This is a genomic window from uncultured Campylobacter sp. (assembly GCF_938031315.1).
In the GTDB taxonomy this organism is placed as follows: domain Bacteria; phylum Campylobacterota; class Campylobacteria; order Campylobacterales; family Campylobacteraceae; genus Campylobacter_B.
In genome coordinates, this window is sequence record NZ_CALHHT010000139.1 from 1 (window position 1) to 8,171 (window position 8,171).

Below are 8,171 nucleotides of genomic sequence, written 5' to 3' on the forward strand. Positions count from 1 at the left end.
CCTTCATACGGGTTTTAGCGCCTTTAATATCGCGGATACGCAGATTACGCTAGCGCGCAGCGATAAAATTTCGGTCGCCGCAACCGAGCTGGGCGCATTTAGCTACGACAAAGAGGGCGCGCAAAACGGCGTAAGCCTGGAGTTTGCTAAAATTTCAAACTCCAAAATCGCAAACAAAAACGGAATTTTTAGCGGATTTGAAAGCTTCGGCGTGCAAGGGGTGAAATTTAACATCGCGGATCTCGATCTGGGCGTGGATAAAATTTTGCTAAACGAGCCGTTTTTCAACTCGGAAGTGAGCGTTAACGGCGCCAAAAGCATAAACGATCTGGCGATTTTAAGCGCGATCTCTAAAAATCCTGCAAGCTCCAAAAAAATAGCGAGCGCGGGCGATGCAAACCCGACGGATGTAAACTCTACGGCAAGCGGCGCAAATTCGGATTCTAAAAAGCCCGCCAAAAGCCCCGCTTTAAAATTTAAGATCGGCGAGGCCTCCGTAACGGGCGCAAAGGCTAAGATCAGCGAGAGCTTTATCGTTAAAAACAACGTGCACGAGATCAAGGATTTCAGCGCCACGCTAAGCGGGCTAAGCTCGAATTTCGCCGAGCCTTTCGGTATCAAAGCAAGCCTTATCACGGGCGAGATCACCGCTAACGCGGACGGCAAGGCTAGTATCGCGCCGCTTAACGTAGGCGTGAACTTCAGCCTAAATGCGCCGAACTTGGGCGTCTTTAACAAATACGCGGCGGAATTTATCACGGGCTCCATCGCAGGCGAGCTCACTACGCAAGGGCAGCTGAAGCTTTCAAACGCCTTCTCGCTCGAAGCAAAGCTATCGGGCAAGGGCTTGGCGCTAAGCTCGGGCAGGGATAAAATTTTCTCGCTTGCGTCGCTGAATGTCGCGCAAATCGCACTAAGCCCAAACTCTCTCACGCTAAATAAGATCACTCTTGGCTCACCCGCGGCAAATATCTCGCTAAATAAAGACAGGCGTTTAAATTTGCTCTCGCTGATAAGACCTACCGCGCAGGCAAAACAGGCCGCAAAGCCCGCCGAAGCTGCGCCTAGCAGATCCGCAAAAAGCAAGGCAAACTTTGCGTGGAGCGTAAAAAATATCTCGCTTAGCGGCGGAAGTTTAAATTTTACCGACGAGAGCCTAGCGGCGCCCTTTAAACTGCGCATCAGCGATATGAAAGCAAGCATCAGCGAGATCAGTCCGAAGCGGGCGGCGGATATCAAGCTTAGCTCGCTCGTAAGCGGAAGCGGGCTAGCGAGCATCACGGCGCGCGTCTATCCGCTGGATTTTAAACGCAAAAGCGATATAAACGTCGTTTTAAAGGAGATCCCGCTTGTGCCCGTATCGCCCTATACCGCCAAGTATATCGGCAATGAAATCGCAGGCGGTAAGTTAAATTTAAAACTCGCCTACAAAATCGACGATGGCAAGCTAAACGCAAGCAATGATCTAAATTTAGACCGCTTCGAGCTCGGCAAAGAGGTGCAGAGTAAGGACGCGCTGAGCCTTCCGATCGGTCTAGTCGTATCGATTCTAAAGGACAGCGACGATCAGATCGATATTAGCTTGCCTCTAAGCGGCACGCTGAGCGATCCGAAATTTAGCTACGGCGCGCTCGTTTGGGGCGCGGTCAAAAAGCTGCTCTCCGACATCGTATTAAGCCCGTTTAGATTTATGGGAAAGATCGCGGGCGTAGATACGAAAAAGCTCGAAAGTATCGATTTTGAGGCGGCGAGCAGTGAAATTTTAATCAGCGAAAACTCTAAAATAGATGATTTAGCCAAGGTCGCAAAAGCCAAGCCCGAACTTAAGATCATCCTAAACTCTGCGTATAACGAAAAGCTCGATACTCACGAGTTTCAAAGGCGCTCTCTGCAAAATACCCTCACGCTGATGTCCAATAAACAAGGCCTCTCCACGGATGAAGCCATAGCGGCGCTTAAGATCAAATACGGTATCAAATCCGGCGGCGATGAGGCGATGGAGGAGCTGATAGGGGCGCAAAAATTTACCCGTTCGCGTCTTGATGAGTTAGCCCTTGCCAGGGCGACTGCCGTGCAAGCGGCACTCGTGCAGCGCGGCGTAAGCGCCTCCCGCATAGAGATCAAAAAACCAAGCGAAGCCGAGCTCAAACAAAACAGCTTTATCCCGCTAAGTCTCGGCGTAGAGAGGTAGTGTAAGCAAAATTTGGCTATACTAAGCGGATTAAAATTTAAGGAGCGGCGATGATAAATATAGGAATTCACGGCGGAAGCGGCAGAATGGGCACGATGATCTACGAGTGCCTGAAAAATTTCGATCAGGCGCGAGCAAGCGTGATCTACACGGTCGCGCCTCTTGATTATACGCCGAGCTGCGCCGTAACGAGCAGCTACGACGAGCTTTTTAGCGGCTGCGACGTCGTGATAGACTTCACGATCCGAGACGGCGCGATAAGCTTAATGAAATTTGCGCTTTCGCACCCAAAGCCGCTTTGTATCGGCACGACGGCTCTAGGAGAGGAGGGCGAGCGGCTACTGCGCGAATGCGGCGCGAAGATGCCCGTGCTGCACGCTACGAATATGAGCCTGGGCGTCGCGGTGCTAAACAAGCTCGTGGCGCTTGCTAGCAAGAGCCTGCGCGATTTTGACTGCGAAATTTTAGAGATGCACCACCGCCACAAAAAAGACGCCCCGAGCGGCACGGCGATGAGCCTTGCGGAAAGCGCCGCGAGCGCGCGCGAGCTAAGCTTAAAAGACGTGCGCGTAAGCGGTCGCGACGGGCTCATCGGCGAGCGCGGCAAGGACGAGATCGCCGTGATGTCGCTGCGCGGAGGCGATATAGTCGGGCGCCACACCGTGGGATTTTACGGAGATGGCGAATTTATCGAGCTAAATCATACGGCAACTTCGCGCGCGACCTTTGCCAGAGGCGCGATAAAGGCCGCAGTTTGGCTAGCGCCCCAAAATAGCGGGCTTTACGGCATAGACGACTGCTTAGGAATCTAGACCTTTGCCGCTAAATTTAAGAGGAAAAAATGCCAACCAAAGATGAAATTTTAAATTTTTTGCGCGAGCTAAAGCCCGAGCTTGAAAGCTTTGGAATTTACAAAGTCGGACTATTTGGCAGCTACGCCACAGGCGGAGCGAATATCGCCTCGGATATCGACGTAACTATCGAAAGTAGCGAGCAAACAATCGCTCGTCTTGGCGGCGGTATGCGAACGTTTATATATTTAGACGAGCTAAGAGGACGAATCGCTAATAAATTTAAAATTTCGGTAGATATATGCGATACTGCATCGATGAGCGATGAAAAGAAGCTAAAGCTACTAGAAGGAGCTATCTATGTATAATAAGAGGAATTTGCAAAGGCTTGAGTTGATCTGCAAAAAGATAGACGCGATACAACAAATCTGCAAAATCGGTGTTGAAAAAGCGCTTGCTGACGAACTTCGCGACCGACCCGCCATAATAATGCATCTAATCTCTTGCAACGAGCAACTGCAAAAAATTCAAGATAGCGGCGATATGGAAATTCTAAGTATATTCGCACCAAGCGATATAGCAGGATTTCGCGGGATCAGAAACGCTTCGGCACACGATTACGAAGGATTAAATTTAGCCATCGTTCAAAGCGTAATTAGCGACTACCTGCCGAGTATAAAACAAAATATAGATAAATTTCTAAAAAATAAAATTTAAGAGGTTAGAAAATGTGCGCAATCGTGGGAGTCATAAATTCCGAAGGTGCGGCTAAGACCGCGTATTACGGGCTTTTTGCCATGCAGCACCGCGGCCAGGAGGCAAGCGGCATCAGCTCGAGCTTTAATCATCATATCAAAACGATCAAAGCCACGGGGCTCGTGACGGAGGTTTTTAGCCCCGCGAGTTTTGAGCTTTTAAAGGGCAACATCGCGATCGGCCACAACCGCTACGGCACCGCGGGCGCAGACAGCCTGAAGGACGCGCAGCCGGTAGCCGGCAACTACGCTTTGGGGGAGATCTCGATCGTTCATAACGGAAATTTGATCAATAAAGACGAAATTCGCCGTAAGCTCGTAAGCGAGGGGGCGATCTTTCAGTCCGGCATGGACACCGAAAACATCCTGCACCTCATCGCACGCAGTAAGCAGGAGCATCTAAAAGACCGCATCGTCGAAGCTCTGAATCAGTGCGTGGGCGCGTACTCGCTTCTGATCCTGAGCCGCTCGAAGATGTTTGCCGTGCGCGATCGCTACGGCGTGCGTCCGCTCAGCATCGGCAGGCTCAAAGACGGCGGCTATATCGTCGCGAGCGAAACCTGCGCGTTTGATCTCGTAGGAGCCGAGTTCATCCGCGACGTAAAGCCCGGCGAGATGGTGATCTTCGAAGAGGGCAAGGATGAGTTCAGCTCGGTTCAAATTTTAAAAGCCGCGGAGGCTAGAATTTGCGCGTTTGAATACATCTACTTCGCACGCCCCGACAGCGTCGTAGAGGGCAAAAACGTATACGAGGTCAGAAAAAAGCTGGGCGCGGCGCTCGCACGAAAATGTAAAGAGCTAAAAGCCGATTTCGTCGTGCCCGTGCCCGATAGCGGCGTGCCGGCGGCGCTTGGTTTCGCGCAAGAGAGCAAGCTGCCCTTCGAGATGGCGATCGTGCGCAACCACTACATCGGCCGCACCTTCATCGAGCCGACGCAAGAGGTGCGAAATTTGAAGGTCAAACTCAAGCTAAATCCGATCGGCGCGGCACTGCACGGCAAAAGCGTCGTCGTCGTGGACGATAGCATCGTACGCGGCACTACGAGCAAAAAGATCGTCGAGCTTCTGCGCCATGCGGGCGCGGCGCGCGTGCATATGTGCATCGCAAGCCCCGAGCTAAAGTATCCCGAGCGCTACGGCATCGATACGCCGAGCGTGCGCGAGCTGATCGCCGCAAATATGAGCACGGATGAAATTTGCAAATTTATAGGCGCCGACAGCCTCACGTTTCTTAGCGTGCCCGAGCTCGTAGAGGCGCTTGGGGGCGAGCGCAAATACTCGCTCGTAAGCTTCGACGGCGATTATTTCATCAAAGATTAGCAAATTTAAAGGAGCAAACTATGACAAAATTTAAGATTAAGCGCGTCTATGAGAGCGCAGAGGAAGAGGATGGTTTTCGCGTGCTTTGCGATAGGCTATGGCCGCGTGGTATAAAAAAAGACGCGCTGGAGCTTGATATGTGGGCAAAGGACATAACGCCTAGCACCGAAATACGCAAGCTTTTCGCGCATAAGCCTGAGAATTTCGCCCATTTTAAGGAGCTTTATCTAGCCGAGCTTTCGCAAAATCCCGCCGTGGAGGAGTTTTTGAAAGCGGTCAAAGATGAGCCGCTAGTGACGCTACTGTACGCCGCAAAGGACGAGCAGTGCAACCACGCGATGATTTTGCGCGATTTCTTGCAAAGCAAGGTGCAATAAAGGAGCTGCTTTGCAAACCGAGCGGCGAAATTTACGCCGCAATCCCACGAAAATTTTGAAATTTTATAAAAAGCGGGGTCGTAATCCAAACAAAATCGCTCGAATTTATATATGCAAATTTAGAACTTGATTAATTTTTTAAATTCATTTTTTGCTACGCGGACTGTAAATTTAAAGACGCAATCAATATAATTTCGCAACAAACTAAATTAATTTCTTACATCCGGAATTTTTAAATTTCATTTAAGAATTTGCCGCTAATATTCGCCCATATTTTTTTAGAAGGAGCCAAAAATGGCAATCAGTGCAAGAAATCAACTTAACGTTGTGATCACAGAGGTAAAAACAGGTGCGGTAAACTCGCTAATCGTAGGCAAAACTAAGGGCGGCGACGTGCTAAAAGCGACCGTCACGACCGATTCCGAAAAAGGTCTAGATCTAAAAGCCGGCAAAGAGGCGGTATTTTTATTCAAAGCCCCAAGCGTCATCATCTCCAAAGGCGAGAACGATCTACGCTTAAGCGCGACCAACCAAATAAAGGGCAAAATCACCGCCGTTAAAGAGGGCGCGGTAAATGCCGAGATCAGCGTCAGAAGCGCCGGCGGCGAGAATTTAAGCGCAACCGTCACAAACGAATCGGTTAAGAATTTAGCGCTTAAAAAAGATGATGAAGTAACCGCAATCATCAAAGCTACTCAAATCATCGTCGGCGTAAAATAATCAGCCGTTCAAACGGGGCGACATCCGCGCCCCTAAATTTTCAAATCCTAAATTTCAATAAAATTTTAACTGCGAGCGGGGATGCCGCGGATATTCTTTAAATTTTTCAGCGCCACATTTAATCACATCTATTTAGTTTGCGATAGAGTTGTATCTCGTACAAAACCCTTGCTAGCGCCTTTTAGATACAGCGCGAAAAATAAATTTTCGCCGCCTGCAAAAACGCGCCGCAAAATGCTACAAAGTTTTTTCACGCCCGCGATGCAAAGCAAGCTCCTGCGTTCGCCTAAAATTCTAAAATTTGTCTGGCGATGAGACTTTGTCCGCCCTCCTCTTTTACGCTGCAAAGTATTAAATTTCGCTGCTCAAAAAAAGGCCTCCAGCCGCTCGCCCCCGTCTAGAAGGATCTCGCTTACGATCCGCCCGACGCTTGGCAAAAAGCGCCAAACGCCGTTTTCGCTCTGCAAAAACAGCGACCTTTCGTCCGCGTTAAGGCGCATTTGCTTAAATTTAACTCCCGTATCCCACTCTTTCTGCGCTCCGTCCGCACCGAGCATTAAAATTTTACTAGATAAAATCATCCGCACACCCTCGCCGTGCCCGTCGCAAATTTTAGCGGGGACGTAAATTGCGGGGTGAAAGTACCAATTTCCCGCATTATCAAGCTGCGCGGCATCAAAGGTGCCGACCTCAAAGAGTACCTCGACCCTACCTTTTGCGACGTCGTATCGCTGCACGCAGCCCCGCACCGGCGATGCGATGAGATAGCGCTCACCGCTGCCGCGCAGTAGCAGGCGACAGCCCTCATCCTTCAGCCGCTTTTTGCTCACGCCGCCCTGCGCGTAGTTAAAGGCCGCAACGCTGCCGCCCGAGCGGTTTAGCAAAACAAGCGTGTCCTGCTCGTTCCCCGCGACGAAGCCCTAGTACTTAGGCACGCCTTTTTCGTATTTTTCATCTATCTGTAGCGAGCTCCTATGCAGGCGGTAAATTTTGTTATCGGTCACGGCGAAAATGTGCTGCGCGTCTGCGCTAAAATGCATGCAGCGTACGGCGTTTCGAACCAGCGCGCTAGCAGTTTCCTCGCCCGCAGCAAGGCTCATGCGGCGCAGGTGCATAGAGGCGTAAGAGCTGCCCCAACCGTCCGCGACATAAAATACGTCCGCGCAGAACGGATCCTGCGTAGGCGCGATACCGCCGAATATGCCGTTTTCAAGTCGCTTCCGCCATAAAATTTCGGTCCTGAGTTTTAGCCGTGCCATTTTTCTCCTTTGCGCGCGCACCGGGCGTAAATTTTATAAATTTACTCGCCGCGGGCGGGTTTTAAATTTAGCTCGCGCAAAATTATATCACGAGCCGCTAAATTTAAGCCTCTTCGTGCGGTTCGTTTCGCGCATAGCTGCCGCGCGGGGCAAAATTTCATCCAAGCGAGGATAAATTTATGAAAAAAGATTAAAATTTAGCCGCGATTTGGGCGACGAGCCCGAAAATTTCAAAAAAGGACACGATATGCAGAGAAAAACACAGATCGAAGACGAGTTCAGCACAGAGGATCGCGAGCGCAAAATCACGCTGCAAGCGGGAGATGCGGCGCCCGAGTTTAGCTTACAAAACGCCGACGGAGCGAGCGTCGCGCTAAAGGACTTCGCGGGGAAAAAGGTCGCACTGTATTTTTACCCCAAGGACAACACCCCCGGCTGCACGACCGAAGCGTGCGAATTTAGCGCCGCGTACGATGATTTTATCGCCGCAGACTGCGTGATCGTCGGCATCAGCCCCGACAGCGCAAAATCCCACGCGGGCTTCATCGCCAAGCAGAGCCTAAAACACATCCTGCTGAGCGATCCGCAGCACGAAGTAGCCAAGCTATACGGCGCGTGGCAGGTGCGCAAAAACTACGGGCGCGAGTATCTGGGCATCGTGCGCTCGACCTTTTTGATCAGCAAGGACGGCAAAATTTTAAAGGTCTATAAAAGCGTCAAGGCGAAAGATCACGCGGCAAAGGTGCTCGCGGATCTGC

10 protein-coding genes are annotated in these 8,171 nt (G+C 50.8%); 8 read left to right on the forward strand and 2 right to left on the reverse strand.

Features of this window, described 5'->3' with window-relative positions; all coding sequences use genetic code 11:
• From Q0236_RS03830 to Q0236_RS03860, 7 genes are all read left to right on the forward strand, one after another.
• Positions 1-2,191, forward strand: a 2,191-nt coding sequence (locus Q0236_RS03830) for a DUF748 domain-containing protein (protein WP_297915294.1), incomplete at its 5' end; no start/stop codon positions are given.
• Positions 2,192-2,241: 50 nt separating this feature from the next.
• Positions 2,242-3,003: a 4-hydroxy-tetrahydrodipicolinate reductase gene (gene dapB, locus Q0236_RS03835; protein WP_297915295.1), complete on the forward strand. Its 762-nt coding sequence runs from the start codon at positions 2,242-2,244 to the stop codon at positions 3,001-3,003.
• 29 nt (positions 3,004-3,032) lie between these two features.
• Complete coding sequence (locus tag Q0236_RS03840; protein ID WP_297915297.1) at positions 3,033-3,350, forward strand: nucleotidyltransferase family protein; 318 nt, start codon at positions 3,033-3,035, stop codon at positions 3,348-3,350.
• The gene (locus tag Q0236_RS03845; protein WP_297915299.1) at positions 3,343-3,699 is read left to right on the forward strand and encodes a HepT-like ribonuclease domain-containing protein; all 357 of its coding nucleotides are present in this window, start codon (positions 3,343-3,345) and stop codon (positions 3,697-3,699) included. The genes Q0236_RS03840 and Q0236_RS03845 overlap by 8 nt, the downstream gene beginning before the upstream one ends.
• A gap of 11 nt (positions 3,700-3,710) precedes the next feature.
• Positions 3,711-5,057, forward strand: a complete 1,347-nt coding sequence (gene purF, locus Q0236_RS03850; protein ID WP_297915301.1) for an amidophosphoribosyltransferase — start codon at positions 3,711-3,713, stop codon at positions 5,055-5,057.
• A gap of 20 nt (positions 5,058-5,077) precedes the next feature.
• Positions 5,078-5,434, forward strand: coding sequence for a DUF488 domain-containing protein (locus Q0236_RS03855; protein WP_297915303.1), 357 nt, complete (start codon positions 5,078-5,080; stop codon positions 5,432-5,434).
• 294 nt (positions 5,435-5,728) lie between these two features.
• Entirely contained in the window at positions 5,729-6,154 is a 426-nt protein-coding gene (locus Q0236_RS03860; RefSeq protein WP_297915305.1) for a molybdopterin-binding protein, read from the forward strand.
• A 365-nt stretch (positions 6,155-6,519) separates the two neighbouring features.
• Here Q0236_RS03860 and Q0236_RS03865 read toward each other — a convergent pair whose 3' ends face one another.
• Together Q0236_RS03865 and Q0236_RS03870 are read right to left on the reverse strand one after the other, a co-directional pair.
• Positions 6,520-7,038, reverse strand: coding sequence for a hypothetical protein (locus Q0236_RS03865; protein ID WP_297915307.1), 519 nt, complete (start codon positions 7,036-7,038; stop codon positions 6,520-6,522).
• A 36-nt stretch (positions 7,039-7,074) separates the two neighbouring features.
• Positions 7,075-7,413, reverse strand: a complete 339-nt coding sequence (locus tag Q0236_RS03870; RefSeq protein ID WP_297915309.1) for a hypothetical protein — start codon at positions 7,411-7,413, stop codon at positions 7,075-7,077.
• A gap of 247 nt (positions 7,414-7,660) precedes the next feature.
• On the opposite strand from Q0236_RS03870, the gene bcp reads away from it, so the two are divergent.
• On the forward strand, positions 7,661-8,171 hold a 511-nt coding region (gene bcp / locus Q0236_RS03875), incomplete at its 3' end, for a thioredoxin-dependent thiol peroxidase (RefSeq protein WP_297915311.1).